The sequence below is a fragment of the Gluconobacter sp. DsW_056 genome (assembly GCF_002153595.1).
Lineage (GTDB): Bacteria > Pseudomonadota > Alphaproteobacteria > Acetobacterales > Acetobacteraceae > Gluconobacter > Gluconobacter albidus.
In genome coordinates, this window is record NZ_JOPF01000004.1 from 269,750 (window position 1) to 283,736 (window position 13,987).

Genomic DNA, 13,987 nt, shown 5'->3' on the forward strand with positions numbered 1-13,987 from the left:
GTTCATTTTCAGCCTTTGTTCCGCAGCATCCATTGGGGCGCAGCGCGGCCCACGGCGCCACGGCGGCCTTCAAGCGGTGTCAGATCTGCGGTCGGCCGGACCCGCTGGCCTTCCTGCCACAACAGACCCTCGGACAGTGTCAGGGTCCGCATGTCACGCAGCGTGCTGTCACCCAGTTTCTGGAACGCGACACCGCCTCCACGGGTCATTTCCGGAACCTGTTCCAGCGGGAAGATCAGCGCCCGCTTGTTCTGCCCCAGCGTCAGGACATGCGTGCCACTGACCGGGATACAGGCAAAAACCTCATCACCGTCCTTGACGTTGAAGACCTGCTTGCCCGTCCGCTTTTCCGCCACGAGGCCTGCTTCGGACACGATCATCCCACGCCCTGATACGGATGCGATCAGGCGGCGCCCCTCGTCCGAAACGGGGAACAGGGTCACAATCCGGTCTTCCTGCGGCACGTCAACCACGGTCCGGAACGGCTGCCCGAAGCCACGCCCGCGCGGCAGATCGGCCGCCTTGATCGTAAAAGCCTTACCGCTGCTGGAAATCAGGCACAGCCTGTCCGTGCTCTGACATTCCACAGAAAGCCAGGCCTCGTCGCCTTCCTTGAAGCGATGTCCCTGCGGGTCGAGACCGTGGCCCTTCATGGCCCGGATCCACCCCTCGCGGGACAGCAGAACCGTCAGGGGCTCACGGTCGATCTCCAGAGCCGCCGAAATATCCACCGGTTCCGGGGCTGCCGCAATCAGCGTACGCCGGTCCCCAAGCGGGCCGGAGCCGAACTTCTTGATGGTGCCATCCAGATCCTTGCAGATCCGGGTCCAGCGCCGACGCTCCGAACCCAGCAGCGTTTCAAGCGCCTTCTGCTCGTCGGCGAGCTTGTCCCGCTCCCGCCGGATTTCCATTTCCTCAAGCCGCCGCAGTGAACGCAGGCGCATGTTCAGCACGGCCTCGGCCTGAACATCCGTCAGGCTGAACGTTGCCATCAAGCTGACCTTGGGCTCGTCTTCCTCGCGGATAATGCGGATGACCTCGTCAAGGTTCAGATAAACCGCAAGGAAACCTTCAAGGATTTCCAGCCGTCGCAGCACCGCCGCCAGACGATGGTTCGACCGCCGCACCAGCACTTCGTGCACATGGTCCAGCCACGCCCGCAGAACCTCTTTCAGAGACAACACACCCGGAACGCGATCACCGCCCAGAACATTCATGTTCAGACTGAAACGGTTCTCAAGCGCCGTGTTGCGGAACAACGTCTCCATCAGGACTTCGGGCTCGACACCTTTGGTCTTGGGCTCCAATACGAGGCGGATATCGGTCGTGCTCTCGTCCCGCACATCGCCCAGAAGCGGCAGTTTACGCTGCTCCATCAGGTCCGCGATCTGTTCGATCAGGCGCGATTTCTGCACCTGATACGGGATCTCGGTGACAATAATCATCCAGGTGCCGAAACGTCCCTGTTCGACTTCCCAGCGCGCGCGGGTCCGGAAACTCCCGCGTCCTGTTTCATAAGAGCGGATAATGGAGTCGCGCTCTTCCACCAGAATGCCACCCGTGGGGAAATCCGGCCCCGGCATCAGATCCACCAGCTCGGCGATCGTCACATCTGGCTTTTCAATCAGAAGCTTCGCGGCCCGGCAGATTTCAGCGGCATTATGAGGCGGAATGCTCGTGGCCATACCAACGGCAATGCCTGCGGCACCATTGGCCAGCAGATTCGGGAACGTCCCCGGCAGCACGATCGGTTCATGATCTTCGTTGTCGTATGTCGCGCGGAAATCGACCGCATCGTCCTGAATGCCGTCCAGCAGCGCCTGTGCGACTTCCGTCAGGCGGCTTTCCGTGTATCGCATGGCTGCCGCGCCATCACCGTCGATGGAGCCGAAATTGCCCTGACCCTCGACCAGCGGGTATCGGACCGCAAAATCCTGCGCCAGACGCACCAGCGCCTCGTATACGGACGCATCGCCATGCGGATGGAATTTACCAATCACGTCACCGACGACACGTGCACACTTTTTAAACCCTGATGTGGGATCAAGGCGTAACTGCTGCATCGCATAAAGGAGGCGGCGGTGGACCGGCTTCAGGCCATCACGCACGTCCGGAAGGGAACGCGACATGATTGTCGACATCGCATACGCAATATATCGCTCGCTCAGAGCCTCAGCGAGCTTGGTATCCTCGATATGACCCGCCAGATCCGTTCCCATGCTTCTCCCCTCTTTCGTGCAGGACTTAGACACTGGCATGCTCTTCTGTCCAGCGCTCTCCTCATCGGTATGGCCGCCTGCTCACCATACCGTCCGATCCAGAAAGCCGAGATGTCTCTCGCACTGGCAGGGTTTACGGCGCACCCGGCCGACACGACGGCACGCTGGGCGATGATGAACCTCCTGCCCCCCGACACGCTGGCCTATCGCATGCAGAACGGACAGCCGGTCCTGCTCTACGCCGACCCCATCGCGTGTGGCTGCGTCTATATGGGCGACAAAAGCGCCTATGCTGCCTACAGAGCCAGCCATCCGGTCGACCTTGCGCAGGAACAGCGCATGACAGCCGAGATTAATCAACATCCTGGCTGGGACTGGTCCGTCTGGGCGAGTACGGCCGACGTGGATGTCGTCAGCGGCCTGCGTCCCGGCCCCAGCCACGTTTCCTACTGAGCCGGGTCCGCGGCATTATCCGGACCAATCTGAAGCCGCTGCACATAATCGACCAGCCTCTCCCGCGCTGCCGGCAGGGGCTGATGCCGCACACCGAAGACCCAGCGCGACAGGAAATGCCCTGTCAGCGCAAGACCGTTTTTCCAGTCTTCAGGCGTCCCGTCATCGGCCTCATCCATCATCAACGCCGGCAACAGCAACAAACGGTCCCGCCACTCTCCTGCGGCATTCCGACTTACGGCGTGACCAGAGCGTGGCGACACATACACCAGATCGTCCGCCGAACCTGTCACCGCACAGTCCGAAAGATCCAGTCCATAACCGAGCCCGGTCAGAAGCTGGCTTTCCCAGCGCAGATAGGCGCCCATTGGGGCCGGTTCCGGGGCTACACTGATCAGCGTCAGAAGCCGCACCAGCCGCATGAACAGTTCCGGATGCGCCTCGCCCTGTGGCAAGGCTCCGTCCACCAGTGCGCACGCACTGCTCACCATCTCAAGCTGTAGCGGTGCATCCAGAATACGCCCTGCCACACATTGCACAGGCTCGGCTGTTAATGTGCCGAGTTGATCCGCCAGCCGCGCCCGCCAACGCGCCATAACCAGATTGCCCGTCTGCCACAGGGATGCCTGCCGACGCGAAGCACCGCCCCTCACCATTCCATGCGAGACGCCCTGCTCCTCGCTGAACAGATGGACCAGTGCACTGCCCTCGCCATAAGGCCGGACCGACAGAACCAGCGCCGCCGCTTCCCATTCCATCCCTGATCCTTCCAAAACGGCCAAAAACGAAAAAAGCCCCCGTACGCCAAAGCGCACAGGGGCCTTTCTACAGACTTTCACCTCCAACCTGAACCAGACAGACCCGGCTCAGGGCAGAAACGGAAAACCTTACTTGGTGCCAGCGGCAGCAGCGACTTCGGCAGCGAAGTCGTTCTCTTCCTTCTCGATGCCTTCACCGAGCTGGAAGCGCTCGAAACCGGCCAGCTTTGCGCCAGCCTTTTCGACGACCTTGGACACGCGGCTCTCGCCGTCCAGCACCCACACCTGCTCCAGAAGAACGACTTCTTCATAGAACTTGCGGATACGGCCTTCGACCATCTTCTCGATGATGGCTTCCGGCTTGCCGGACTCACGGGCCTGCTCGATCAGAACAGCGCGCTCGCGCTCCAGGGACTCCGGATCGACGCTGGCAACGTTCAGGGCAGCCGGACGGGTTGCCGCAACATGCATGCCAATCTGGCGACCCAGCGTCAGCAGCGCATCGGACTCGGACGGAGCTTCCAGAGCGGCGAGAACGCCGATCTTGCCAATGCCCGGGCGCAGTGCGCTGTGGACATAGCTGGCAACAACGCCGGACTCGACCGACAGGACCTTGGCCCGACGGATGGCCATGTTCTCGCCGATCGTGGCGATCAGGTGTGTCAGTTCGTCAGCAACCGTACGGCCGGACGGAACCTTTGCAGCCTTGATGGTGTCCAGATCGTCACCGACTTCGAGCGCAACATGAGCAACCTGCTCGACGAATGCCTGGAAGGCTTCGTTACGGCCAACAAAGTCCGTCTCGGCGTTGACTTCAACCATGGCGGCGCGGTTCTTGGCGGACACAACGCCAACCAGACCTTCAGCCGTCGTGCGACCGGACTTCTTTGCAGCCTGGGACAGACCCTTCGTGCGCAGCCAGTCGATGGCGGCGTCCATGTCGCCGGCAGCTTCCGTCAGGGCCTTCTTGCAATCCATCATGCCTGCGCCAGTGGCTTCGCGCAGTTCGCGAACCAGGGCTGCTGTGATTTCTGCCATTTATCTCATCCCTCAAAAAAGATCATGCGGCCGGACGAACTCGCCCGGCCGCATGCCATGTTTCAGTTGCCGTTTTCCATGACCGGACCCCGGCAGTCTGTTCAGCCTGCGGAAGCGGGAGCTTCTGCGCCTTCAGCAGCGGCGGTTTCCAGAACAGCCGTCTCAGCCGGCAGTTCCTCGGCAGCACCGATATCCTGACCCGAAGCAGCCATCTCGGCGGAAATGCCGTCGAGAACCGCGCCGGAAACCAGATCGCAATACAGGGTGATGGCGCGGATGGCGTCATCGTTACCCGGGATTGGATAGGTCACGCCGGCAGGGTTGGAGTTGCTGTCCAGAACGCCGATGACCGGAATGCCAAGCTTCGTGGCTTCTTCAATCGCCAGCTTTTCCTTGTTCGTGTCGATCACGAACAGCAGGTCAGGCAGGCCGCCCATTTCCTTGATGCCGCCGAGGGAACGCTCGAGCTTCTCGCGGTCACGCGTGATGTCGAGAACTTCCTTCTTCGTCAGACCAGCCGTGCCACCAGAGAGCATTTCGTCGATCTGGCGCAGACGCTTGATGGAACCCGTGATGGTCTTCCAGTTGGTCAACATACCGCCGAGCCAGCGATGATTGACATAGTACTGGCCGCAACGCTGTGCAGCTTCAGCAACATGGTCAGCCGCAGCGCGCTTGGTGCCAACGAACAGGACGCGACCGCCGTTTGCAACGGTGTCACGAACAACCTTCAGGGCGCGGTCCAGCATCGGGACCGTCTGCTGCAGGTCAATGATATGAACCTGGTTGCGCACACCGAACAGGTACGGCGCCATGGCCGGGTTCCAGCGACGGGTGTGGTGACCGAAATGAACGCCGGCTTCGAGCAGCTGGCGCATGGTGAAATCAGGCATTGCCATGATTCAGAATTCCTTGCGTCTGGTTGAACCTCCGCATGGCAACGTCCTTAAAATCAGGACACCAGAAAACCCGAGAGCCATGCGTGCGGATTGTTCCCATCGAGAGATCCCGATGAAGAACGGTCGCGATATGACGGAAAATCCTTGCGGACGCAAGGTCTGTCCGCAGGATTTCACACAGTATCCGCACACGGGATCAGACCTGTTGCGCCTTTTCGACGCCCCGGATTGTCCGTAGTCGTTCCGCCAGCCGGGGGGTCACGCGATACAGCCCAGGAATGGAGATTTCCACGTCCTGCGTCTCCTCAACGGACGGCAGGAGTTTCACCCGGCCAAAGCCGCCCTGAACATCTTCGAGAAGAACCGTGAGCTCGGACAGAGCGCTTTCCTGCTTCAGCCAGACCCGGATTTCAGAACGCTCTGCAGCGGCCGCAGCCTCGAGATCAATGACGCTCTGAGCCGTAATCCGCAGCGCATCCCCGTCAATCTTGAGTTCGGCATTCACCAGAATGGCCTGTCCGGCCACCAGCAGATCGCGGCAGGAAATCAGCGTTTCCGAGAAGAGCGTGACCTCACATCCTCCGCCGCTATCAGACAGATTGACCCAGGCCATCTTCTTGCCCGTCCGGGTTGGACGCTCCTTACGATCTACAACACACCCTGCGATTTTGACACGGGTAGTGCCTGTTTTTGCAGCATTTTCCAGAGCGTTAGATGGGGTAACCCCAAGCCTGCGCAACACGCTGCGATAGGCATCCAGCGGATGGGCACTCATGTGAAAACCGATAGCCGAAGCCTCAAGCGAAAGACGCTCGAAATCCGGCCACGGGCGACCTTCGTTCAGTCGCAGGATCTCGCGCTCCTGTCCCGCTCCACCAAAAAGTCCGGTCTGGCCCATTTTTTCTTCCTGCGCACGCGCCTGCGCGCGCCTCAGAAGAATGTCCGCACTGGCAAAAACAGTATGTCTGTCTTTAAGAAGACTGTCGAAAGCCCCTGCTTTTGCAAGACTTTCGATCTGGATCTTGTTCAGGCTCCGGGGATCACAGCGCTCCGAAAAATCCGTCAGATCCTGAAACGGACGATCCCCGCGCGAAGCAACAACGCTTTCCATCGCCGCGGCTCCCACACGCTTGATCGCGGAAAGCGCATAGCGAATACCCTGCTGTCCGTCCTCCAGCATCTCGATGGAGAAATCCGACATAGATTTATTAATATCAACGGGTAACACGGGAATTTTCATCCGGCGCGCTTCCTGACACAGCGCCGCCAGTTTATCCGTCTTTTCCCGAGCCAGAGACATACAACCCGCAAGAAACGCTACAGGATGGTTCGCTTTCATCCAGGCCGTCTGATAGGATACCAGTGCATAAGCAGCCGCATGCGACTTGTTAAAGCCATAATCGGCAAAACGAGCCATAAGATCAAAGACTTCGACGGCTTTATCCTGCGGAATTCCTCGCGCCGTTGCACCTTCGGTAAAGATCGCGCGCTGCTTTTCCATTTCAGAGGCAATCTTCTTGCCCATCGCACGCCGCAGCAGATCAGCGCCACCTAAACTGTAGCCAGCCATCTTCTGCGCGATCTGCATGACCTGTTCCTGATAGACCATGATGCCATAGGTCTCTTCAAGAATATCGCGGATTTCCTCGTGCGGGGGCTCCCAGTGCTCTCCATGTTTGCGACGGCAGTAATCCGGAATATTGGCCATTGGCCCCGGACGATACAGCGACACACCCGCAATCAGATCTTCGAGCCTGCTGGCCGCCATCTGCTTGAGCATGTCCCGCATGCCTGCGCCTTCGAACTGGAACACGCCGGCCGTATCGCCTTTGGCCAGCATTTCGAAGGTTTTGGCATCATCCAGTGGAATGCGTGAGAGATCGACTGTAATGCCCTGTTCTTTAAGGAAATCCAGGCCACGTTTGAGGATCGTAAGTGTCGTCAAACCAAGAAAGTCGAACTTTACCAGACCGGCCTGCTCGACATATTTCATGTTGTACTGCGTAACGAGCATGTCGCTCTTCGGGTCGCGGTACAGTGGGACAAGTTCCACCAGTTCCCGATCACCGATCACCACACCCGCAGCATGGGTGGAGGCATGACGGTACAGCCCTTCGAGTTGCAACGCGATTTCCATGAGACGCTTGAGCGACTCATCACTGTCGCGCATTTCCTGAAGCCGTGGCTCTCCATCAATCGCGTCCGAGAGCGACACGGGCTTGGCGGGATTGTTCGGGATCAGTTCGGCAACACGGTTGACCATGCCATAAGGCAATCCCAGAACACGGCCCACGTCCCGAACCGCCGCCTTGGCCTGAAGCTTACCGAACGTGATGATCTGCGCCACACGACTTCCTCCGTATTCCTCGCGCACATAACGGATCACCTCGTCGCGACGGTCCTGACAGAAATCGATATCGAAATCCGGCATCGAGACACGTTCGGGGTTCAGAAACCTTTCGAACAGCAGCCCGAACGGAATGGGATCGATATCCGTAATCGTCAGAGCATAGGCCACAAGCGACCCTGCGCCTGATCCACGCCCCGGACCAACCGGAATATCGTGCGCTTTCGCCCACTGAATGAAGTCGGCAACGATCAGGAAGTAACCGGGGAACCCCATCCCTGCGATAATATCGAGTTCAATCTGAAGACGTTCGGAATAAAGCCTGCGCTTTTCTTCATCCGCACTCACTGCTTCAAGACGCTTTTCGAGCCCTTCCCAGGCCATGGCCCGCAGAGTCTCTTCTTCCGTCGAGCCTTCCCGAACCTTCGGGCAGATTGGCAGAAGCGGCTTGCGCGTACAGGCAGCCACAGCGCATTTCCGGGCAATGATCAGCGTATTGTCGCAGGCTTCCGGCAGATCATGAAAGACAGCCCGCATCTCCGCCGGGGTCTTGAACCAGGCCTGCGGAGACACATGCCAGCGATCATCTTCAGCAATGGTCCGCCCCTGTGCGATGCAGAGAAGAGCGTCATGGGCCTCATGCATTTCAGGCTTGGGAAAAAAGCATTCATTGGTCGCCACCAGAGGAATGTTCATCTCATCCGCCATCGGGATCAGAACGCTCTCGACTTCCTGTTCTCCAGCCTCTCCAAGCCGGTTCAGTTCGACCGCGATATTTCCCCGGAAAGCCTCTTCCAGCCGTGCCAGAAGCGCCTTTGCCTCAGACTTCTGTTCTTCAAGAATCAGTCTGTTGATCGGACCGCGATTGCCGCCCGTCAGCAGAAACAGCCCCGCCGCATGCTGGCAGAGAAATTCGACCGCAATGGAAGGATCTGCAGGATCGCCGTTCAGAAACCCTTCGGAAGACAGGATCTGAAGATTTGCGAGCCCTTCCTCATTCCGTGCCAGAATGACCAAGGGTTCTGAAACGGCTCCGGGTTTGGTCGAGCGCGCTGGAAGCGAAATCTGACAGCCCACGATCGGCTGCACCCCATTGCTCCGACAGTAGAGCGAGAATTCCAGCGCTCCGAAAAGATTGCCGCTATCCGTAAGGGCCACGGCTGGCATTGCGTTTTTGGCGGCCAGACTCACAAGTTCCGGAATCCGGATTGCGCCCTGACTCAGGGAATAGGCAGAGTGGTTTCTGAGATGAACAAAATCGGTATGAGACATGCCACAAGTCTATCAGGGACGGGCATCAGATGCAGGGGTTTTTGAGACCTGCCGCTCCGATTCAGCGCCCTACAGCGAAACCAGTTTTCCGTCCCGCAATGTCACTGTCCGGTCCATACGTGAGGCCAGTTCGTCGTTATGCGTGGCAATCAGCGCCGCTGCGCCCTCTTCCCGCACAACGCGCAGGAGCTCCCCAAACACATGATCGGCGGTTCCGATATCCAGATTACCTGTCGGTTCGTCCGCCAGAAGAAGCTTGGGCCGATTGGCCAGAGCACGCGCAATCGCGGTCCGCTGCTGCTCTCCGCCGGACAGACGACCGGGCAGCGACTCAAGGCGATGGGAGAGGCCAAACCGTCCGAGAAGGTCTTTGGCACGTTCACGTGCTTTTCGGGGGGAAACGCCCGCAATAAGCTGCGGGAGCATGACGTTTTCGCAGGCCGTGAACTCACCCAGAAGGTGATGGAACTGATACACGAACCCGATCTGGTCCCGACGGATCGCCGTTCGCAATGTATCGCTCAATCCGCTTGCCGGACGATCCGCCACGAAAACCATACCTTCTGACGGCGCTTCCAGCAGACCTGCAAGGTGCAGAAGCGTGGACTTTCCGGTACCACTCGGTGCCACCAGAGCCACAATCTCACCAGCCCGCAAGTCGAACTCGGCACCGCTCAGGATTTCAAGCGTCTCTTCACCCGACCGGAAACGGCGCTTCAGACCTTCAAGACGCAGGGCACTTGCCCCGACGGAATGCTCATTCATGACGCAGGGCCTCGATCGGATCGGTTCTGGCCGCGCGCCAGGACGGATAGAGCGTCGCCAGAAGCGAGAGAGCCAGAGACATTCCGATCACTTCCCACACCTGAGACCACACCAGTTTCGCAGGCAGACGCTCCAGAAAATAAACTTCCGGGTTGAACAGGTTAGTTCCGGTCAGCGACTGAAGCCACTGCCGGATCCGTTCGATGTTCAGCGCAAAAGCAATCCCCAGCGCAGAACCCGCCACGGTTCCCACAATCCCGACAGACGCACCGCACATGAGGAAAATCCGCATGATGGCACCCCGGCTCGCTCCAAGCGTCCGCAGCACCGCGATATCCCGCGTCTTGTCCTTGACCATCATGATGAGAGACGAAATCACGTTGAATGCTGCCACCAGAATGATGAGCGTCAGGATCAGGAACATGACGTTCTGCTCGACCGTCACCGCATCCAGAAAACCGTTGGCGCTCTGGGTCCAGTCCAGTACCCGCAGGCGCGGATCTTCCAGACGCTCGGCAATCGCCTTGCGCGTCGGCTGGACATTGGACGGATCATCCGTCGAAACCTGAATGAGAGAAACAGCCGAAGATCCCAGCATCAGGAATTTCTGTGCGGCAGGCAGCGGCATCAGGACGATGCTGGAATTGTAATCGTTCCAGTTCGCGTCGAAAATGACGGCCACATGATAGGTTTTGACCCGTGGCATTGTTCCGAACGGCGTGGCCTGCCCGTCTGGCGACAGAAGCGTGATCGGAGAACCGATCGACAGCCCGGCCCGATCAGCCATCGTCGTGCCGATCGCAACCGCATCGTCACCCGTGAAATTGTTCAGGCTTCCCGCAATGATCCCGCTGCTCAGCGCCGTCCAGTCCCGGAGCGACTGCTGGGAGACTCCCTGCATTTCCGCTCCGGACGAGAAGCGTCCCGCTTCTACCAGAACAGTACCCTGCGCCATGGGGATGACGGATTTTACACCCGGAACCTGCCGGATGGCGGCCACGTCGTTTTCGTAAACCTCGATAGGACGCCCGTAACCATACACTGTCAGATCCCCGTGTAGCCCGAGGATGCGCCCCATCAGATCGGCCTTGAACCCGTTCATCACCGACATGACGATGATGAGCGTCGCCACTCCGAGCGCTATCCCGATCAGGGAGAAAATGGCGATGATCGAGGCGAAACGCTCGCCACGGCGGGCACGGAGATACCGTCCCGCCACCATGCGCTCGAAGCGGCCGAACATCAGGCGGCTCCGATTTTGGCCAGAGCATCCTCGACCGACAGTTCAAACCGCTCGCCCGTGGCGCGCTGCTTGAGTTCGACCTTGCCTTCTTTGGCCCCACGCGGGCCAACGATGATCTGCCAGGGATGTCCCATCAGATCCGCATCGTTGAACTTCACGCCCGCACGTTCGGAGCGGTCATCATACAGCAGGTTCTCGGGATCGGTGCCGTAGATGCCGTCACAGATCGCATCGCAGGCCTCATCGCCCTGACGCAGATTCAGGATCGCGGCCCGATAGGGCGCGACCGATGCAGGCCAGATAATGCCTGCGTCATCATGCGACGCCTCAATGATCGCGCCGACCAGACGCGACACGCCCACACCGTAGGAACCCATGTGCGGGTGGAACGGGGCGCCGTCCTGACCACTCACTTCGATCCCCATGGACGCGGTATATTTCGTCCCGAAATAGAAGATATGGCCGACTTCGATCCCGCGGCCTTCGCGCTTGCGCTCGTCCGGGACCTTGGCCCATTCGGCCTCGTCGTGCTTTTCATCCGTTGCCGCATAATGATCGGTGACGGTCGAGAAGAACGTGGCGAGGCTTTCAGCGTCGTCACAATCAACCGGACGGCCCAGCCAGTCCTGTTCTTCAAGCGCTGCATCAAAAAACACGCCGCTCTCGCCCGTGGGTGCCAGAACGAGGAACTCATGGCTCAGGTCGCCGCCGATCGGCCCCGTATCGGCCACCATCGGCACGGCCCGAACCCCCAGACGCTGGAAGATGCGCAGATAGGACAGCATCATCCGGCGATAGCTGGCGACGGCACCTTCATAAGACGCATCGAAGGAATAGGCGTCCTTCATCAGGAATTCGCGCCCACGCATCACACCGAAACGGGGCCGCACCTCGTCACGGAACTTCCACTGGATGTGATAAAGCGCCTTGGGCAGATCCTTGTAGGACTTCACGGACGCTCCGAAGATGTCCGTGATCATTTCCTCGTTCGTCGGCCCGTACAGAAGATCACGGCCATGACGGTCCTGAACCCGGAGCATTTCCGGACCATAAGCGTCATAACGCCCCGAGCGGCGCCACAGATCAGCGGACTGCAGCGTCGGCATCAGGACTTCCTGTGCACCGATAGCATCCTGCTCTTCGCGGACGATCTGCTCGATATTGCGCAGAACCCGCAAGCCTGCCGGCAGCCAGGCATAGATGCCTGAAGAGGTCTGGCGCACAAGGCCAGCCCGCAGCATCAGGCGATGAGACGCGATCTGCGCCTCGGCCGGAACTTCCTTCAGCGTCGGCTGAAAGGCTTTCGTCAAACGCATGTGTTACTTCTCTCAGACGCGCAGCAGATGAACATCGACAAGCGGACGCTTCTGAAGCTTGCGCCCCAGAGCACGACGCAGGGCCGTTTTGGCCGCATCCCGGAAGGCTGCGTCGTCCTGACGCAGTTCGTCGGGGATCTGGTCGATGGAGTCGGCAAATTCCTCCTGGATCCGGATGCTTTCGGGATCGTCGGATTCCAGAAGACCCGGTGCACTGATCTTCGGCTCGCCAATGACATAACCTTCATCGTCGACGGCAAAGCTGGCCAGCACGATGCCGTTGAACAGCATCTTGCGACGCGCTGCCAGAACACCGCCCGTCATGGGCAGCAGGCGACCACCGTCCAGGGCCAGACGGCCCGTCGGCGCCGTATCAACAACCTTCACCTCGCCCGGTGAAAGGTTCAGGATATCGCCATCTTCCAGCAGGATCGGCTCGGAACCCATTTCATGCGCCAGTGCGGCATGGGCCGTCAGGTGACGCCATTCGCCATGGGTCGGGATGCTGTATTTCGGACGAACGATCCGATAGAGCGTGCGGATATCTTCGCTGGTCGCATGACCGGACGTGTGGACCTTCGCATCCTTGTCCGTCAGGACTGTCACGCCACGACGCGACAGATTGTCCTGCACGGCCATGACGGCCTGTTCGTTGCCCGGGATCATCCGCGAGCTGTAAATCACCGTGTCGCCTTCGCCGAGAGCGATGTTCGGATGCGTGTCGGACGCAATCCGAGACAGGGCCGAGCGCGGCTCACCCTGACTGCCCGTGATGATCATCAGCAGGCTATCATCATCCACGTCCCGCGCATCCTGCTCGGTCAGGAATGGTGGCAGGTCCTGAAAATAACCGCACTCACGCGCCGCCGTCTCAAGGTTGCGCAGCGAACGGCCGACGATCATGACTACACGTCCCGAAGCCTGGGCCGCCTTGGCGATGCTCTCGACGCGCGCCACGTTACTGGCAAAGCACGTCACGGCAATGCGGCCTTCCAGCCCCATGATCAGATCCGTCAGGCCCTTGCGGACGTCTGCTTCGGATTCAGACTTACCCGGCTTGAGCACATTGGTGCTGTCGCCGACCATAGCCAGAACGCCTTCGTCACCCAGCTTGCCGAACGTTTCGAGATCCGTCACCGGGCCAACCAGCGGGTTCTCGTCCAGCTTCCAGTCACCCGTATGCACGATCAGGCCATGCGGCGTTCGCAGTGCCACCGCCTGCGCCTCGGCGACGGAATGAGTCACGGAAACGAACTGAAGATCGAACGGCCCCACCTCAAAGCGCGAAGCCGGACGGATGACGTGGATCTTCACCTGGTTGTTCAGATGCGCTTCCTGCAACTTACGCCGCAGAACGGCAGCCGCGAACGGCGTTGCGTAAACCGGGCAACGCAGATACGGCCACAGATGCGCCACCGCACCCAGATGGTCTTCATGCGCATGCGTAATCACCAGACCACACAGGTCCCGCGCGCGATCCGCAATAAAAGTCGGGTCCGGCATCAGCACTTCGGCTTCAGGTGTGTCGTTGCCCGAAAACCCGATACCGCAGTCAATGGCAAGCCAGGTGTCGCGACCGTTCTTCGTGAGGCAGTAGAGATTGAAATTCATGCCGATCTCGCCCGTCCCGCCCAAGGGCAGGAAAGACAGACCGTCCGGTTTTTCCGTCATGATTGT

The 13,987-nt window shown here is 59.6% G+C and carries 10 protein-coding genes; 1 reads left to right on the forward strand and 9 read right to left on the reverse strand.

Annotated features, from left to right (window positions below):
• Positions 1–8: 8 nt before the first annotated feature.
• Complete coding sequence (gene parC / locus HK22_RS04345; RefSeq protein WP_077802979.1) at positions 9–2,219, reverse strand: DNA topoisomerase IV subunit A; 2,211 nt, start codon at positions 2,217–2,219, stop codon at positions 9–11.
• Here parC and HK22_RS04350 point away from each other — a divergent pair.
• On the forward strand, positions 2,196–2,672 hold the full coding sequence (locus tag HK22_RS04350; RefSeq protein ID WP_062029718.1) for a hypothetical protein: 477 nt from the start codon (positions 2,196–2,198) through the stop codon (positions 2,670–2,672). The two genes, parC and HK22_RS04350, sit on opposite strands and share 24 nt — an antisense overlap.
• Here HK22_RS04350 and recO read toward each other — a convergent pair.
• The 8 genes from recO to HK22_RS04390 all read right to left on the reverse strand — a co-directional run bounded on the left by recO (position 2,666) and on the right by HK22_RS04390 (position 13,981).
• Positions 2,666–3,430 carry a DNA repair protein RecO gene (recO, locus tag HK22_RS04355; protein WP_086648453.1) on the reverse strand — a complete coding sequence of 255 codons (765 nt, stop codon included), beginning with the start codon at positions 3,428–3,430 and terminating at the stop codon, positions 2,666–2,668. The two genes, HK22_RS04350 and recO, sit on opposite strands and share 7 nt — an antisense overlap.
• A gap of 129 nt (positions 3,431–3,559) precedes the next feature.
• Positions 3,560–4,468, reverse strand: coding sequence for a translation elongation factor Ts (gene tsf / locus HK22_RS04360; RefSeq protein WP_062029699.1), 909 nt, complete (start codon positions 4,466–4,468; stop codon positions 3,560–3,562).
• 101 nt (positions 4,469–4,569) lie between these two features.
• Positions 4,570–5,367: a 30S ribosomal protein S2 gene (gene rpsB, locus HK22_RS04365; protein ID WP_086648454.1), complete on the reverse strand. Its 798-nt coding sequence runs from the start codon at positions 5,365–5,367 to the stop codon at positions 4,570–4,572.
• Between the two features lie 196 nt (positions 5,368–5,563).
• Positions 5,564–8,986, reverse strand: a complete 3,423-nt coding sequence (gene dnaE, locus HK22_RS04370; protein WP_086648455.1) for a DNA polymerase III subunit alpha — start codon at positions 8,984–8,986, stop codon at positions 5,564–5,566.
• A 69-nt stretch (positions 8,987–9,055) separates the two neighbouring features.
• Positions 9,056–9,751, reverse strand: coding sequence for an ABC transporter ATP-binding protein (locus tag HK22_RS04375; RefSeq protein WP_086648456.1), 696 nt, complete (start codon positions 9,749–9,751; stop codon positions 9,056–9,058).
• Positions 9,744–10,994, reverse strand: a complete 1,251-nt coding sequence (locus tag HK22_RS04380; protein ID WP_062029687.1) for a lipoprotein-releasing ABC transporter permease subunit — start codon at positions 10,992–10,994, stop codon at positions 9,744–9,746. Before HK22_RS04380 ends, HK22_RS04375 begins: the two co-directional genes overlap by 8 nt.
• A complete protein-coding gene (proS, locus tag HK22_RS04385; RefSeq protein WP_062109583.1) occupies positions 10,994–12,310 on the reverse strand; it encodes a proline--tRNA ligase in 1,317 nt (438 codons plus the stop codon). Before proS ends, HK22_RS04380 begins: the two co-directional genes overlap by 1 nt.
• Before the next feature lie 12 nt (positions 12,311–12,322).
• Complete coding sequence (locus tag HK22_RS04390) at positions 12,323–13,981, reverse strand: ribonuclease J (RefSeq protein ID WP_062029683.1); 1,659 nt, start codon at positions 13,979–13,981, stop codon at positions 12,323–12,325.
• Positions 13,982–13,987: the final 6 nt, after the last annotated feature.